Consider the following 3001-nt stretch of genomic DNA (forward strand, 5'->3'; position numbering starts at 1 on the left):
TCCAACATCGCCTCGCGGAACTTCTTCGACCCGTTCGCGTTCGTCCGCTCACCGATCGCCATGTACGCCGTGTCCTGCCGGAACGCCACCGTCTGGTAGAGGGAGGCCGCACCGGGCTCCGGCTGGGGGGTGCGCCGGGTGACGGCCGTGCCCCGGACCCGCTCCACGACCTGCCGCAGGTGCTCGGGCGTCGTACCGCAGCAGCCGCCGACCAGGGACAGTCCGTACTCCCGGACGAAGGTCTCCTGCGCGTCGGCGAGCTCGGGGGCCGACAGCGGGTAGTGGGCGCCCTGCTTGGTCAGGACGGGCAGGCCGGCGTTGGGCATGCAGGAGAGCGGGATGCGGGCGTTGCGCGCGAGGTAGCGCAGGTGCTCGCTCATCTCCGCCGGGCCGGTCGCGCAGTTCAGGCCGATCATGTCGATGCCCAACGGCTCCAACGCCGTCAACGCCGCGCCGATCTCCGAGCCGAGCAGCATGGTGCCCGTGGTCTCGACGGTGACGGAGCAGATCAGCGGGACGGAGATGCCGAGGGCCTCCATGGCCCGGCGGGCGCCGATGATGGACGACTTCGTCTGGAGGAGGTCCTGGGTGGTCTCCACGAGCAACGCATCCGCGCCGCCCGCCACAAGCCCTTCCGCGTTCGCCTGGTAGGCGTCGCGCAGGGTCGTGTACGGGGCGTGCCCCAGGGTGGGCAGCTTGGTGCCCGGGCCCATGGAGCCGAGGACCCAGCGCTGCTGCCCCGTGGCGGCGGTGAACTCGTCCGCCACCTCGCGGGCGATGCGGGCGCCGGACTCCGACAGCTCGTGGACGCGTTCGGGGATGTCGTACTCGGCGAGCGAGGCGAAGTTCGCGCCGAAGGTGTTGGTCTCGACGCAGTCGACACCGACGGAGAAGTAGGCCTCGTGGACCGAGCGGACGATGTCCGGGCGGGTGACGTTCAGGACCTCGTTGCAGCCTTCCAGCTGCTGGAAGTCCTCCATCGTCGGGTCCTGCTCCTGGAGCATCGTTCCCATGGCTCCGTCGGCGACGACCACGCGGGTGGCGAGCGCCTCCCGGAGGGCGTCGGCCCGACGGACCTGCTCGGCGCTCATGAGACGGCCACCAGCCAGGGCTCCAGCTCGGCGGCCGCGGCGCTGCCGTAGACCCGGTCGACGCGGCCGACCAGGTCGGACGGGAGCAGCTTGTACTCCTGGGTACCGACGGATTCCAGCACCACCGTGGCGAGCGCGCAGCCGAGCTGCGCCGCGTTCTCGTACGACAGGCTCCACGCGAGGCCCGCGAGGAAGCCGGCGCGCAGGGCGTCGCCCACGCCGGTCGGGTCGGCGGCGATGTCCGTGGGTACGGCGGGGATGTCCTCGCGGCCGCCGTCGGCGGTCAGGATCGAGACGCCGTCGGCGGCGCGCGTCACGATCCAGGTGCCGACCCGCTCCAGGACCTGTTCCTCGCTCCACCCGGTGCGCTCGCGCAGCAGGGCGCTCTCGTACTCGTTGGTGAAGAGGAGGTGTGCGCCGTCCACGAGGCTCCGCGTCTGTTCGGCGTCGAGGCGGGCCAGCTGCTGGGAGGGGTCCGCCGCCACCCTGATGCCGAGCGCGTGGGCGGTGGCGGTGTGGCGCAGCATCGCCTCGGGGTCGTCGGCACCGACGAGGAGCAGGTCGGGGCGTCCGCTGCGGCTGACGACCTCGCGCAGGTCGATTTCTCGGGCTTCGGCCATGGCGCCCGTGTAGAAGCTCGCGATCTGGTTCTGGTCGCGGTCCGTCGTGCACACGAAGCGGGCGGTGTGCAGCGTCTCGCTGACCCGGACCGACGTCGTGTCCACCCCGGCTTCGACGAGGCGTCGGCCGTGGTCGGCGAAATCGGCGCCGGCGGCGCCCACGAGCAGGGGCCGCAGGCCGAGCCGGCCGAGGCCGAAGGTGATGTTGGCCCCCACGCCGCCCTGGCGGACCTCCAGTTGGTCGACGAGGAACGACAGTGACACCGTGTCGACCTTGTCGGTGATCAACTGCTCCGCGAAGCTTCCGGGGAACACCATGAGGTGGTCGGTCGCGATGGAGCCGGTCACAGCGATTCGCACAACTCTTCTCCTAGCAACTGTGGGCAGGGCGGCGCGGGCGGACGCTCACGCCAGGCCGGTGGCCCGGCGCAGGGCGTCGACGCGGTCGGTGCGCTCCCAGGTGAAGTCGGGGAGTTCGCGGCCGAAGTGGCCGTACGCGGCGGTCTGTGCGTAGATCGGGCGCAGCAGGTCCAGGTCGCGGATGATGGCGGCGGGGCGGAGGTCGAAGACCTGGCCGATGGCGTCCTCGATCTTCTGGACGTCGACCTTGGCGGTGCCGAAGGTTTCCACGAAGAGGCCGACGGGTTCGGCCTTGCCGATCGCGTACGCGACCTGGACCTCGCAGCGCGAGGCCAGTCCGGCCGCGACGACGTTCTTCGCGACCCACCGCATCGCGTACGCGGCCGAGCGGTCCACCTTGGACGGGTCCTTGCCCGAGAAGGCACCCCCACCGTGACGGGCCATACCACCGTACGTGTCGATGATGATCTTGCGGCCGGTCAGGCCGGCGTCGCCCATCGGACCGCCGATCTCGAAACGACCGGTCGGGTTCACCAACAACCGGTAGCCCTCGATGTCGAGCTTGATGCCGTCCTCGGCCAGCTCCGCCAACACGTGCTCCACCACGAACTTCCGCACGTCCGGCGTCAACAGGGCGTCCAGGTCGATGTCCGCCGCGTGCTGCGAGGACACCACCACCGTGTCCAACCGGACCGCCTCGTCCCCGTCGTACTCGATCGTCACCTGCGTCTTGCCGTCCGGACGCAGGTACGGGACGATCCCCTCCTTGCGGACCTCCGTCAGCCGCCGCGACAACCGGTGCGCGAGGTGGATCGGCAACGGCATCAACTCGGGCGTCTCGTCGCAGGCGTAGCCGAACATCAGACCCTGATCGCCCGCGCCCTGCTTGTCGAGCTCGTCCTCATCACCCTCGACCCGCTTCTCGTACGC

General features: G+C 70.6%; 3 protein-coding genes. All 3 read right to left on the bottom strand.

Translation table 11 applies throughout. From position 1 onward, the window contains the following. Window positions 1-1091: homocysteine S-methyltransferase family protein (locus AB0D46_RS38410; protein ID WP_362884737.1), on the bottom strand; the 1091-nt coding region annotated here is incomplete at its 3' end. After that, window positions 1088-2071: a PfkB family carbohydrate kinase gene (locus tag AB0D46_RS38415; protein WP_362884738.1), complete on the bottom strand. Its 984-nt coding sequence runs from the start codon at window positions 2069-2071 to the stop codon at window positions 1088-1090. The genes AB0D46_RS38415 and AB0D46_RS38410, both read right to left, overlap by 4 nt. 45 nt (window positions 2072-2116) lie before the next feature. Further along, window positions 2117-3001 (bottom strand): methionine adenosyltransferase (gene metK / locus AB0D46_RS38420; protein ID WP_362884739.1); only part of this gene is annotated, 885 nt, incomplete at its 5' end.

Origin of the sequence: Streptomyces sp. NPDC048383 (assembly GCF_040651775.1) — a bacterium.
Taxonomy (GTDB): domain Bacteria; phylum Actinomycetota; class Actinomycetes; order Streptomycetales; family Streptomycetaceae; genus Streptomyces.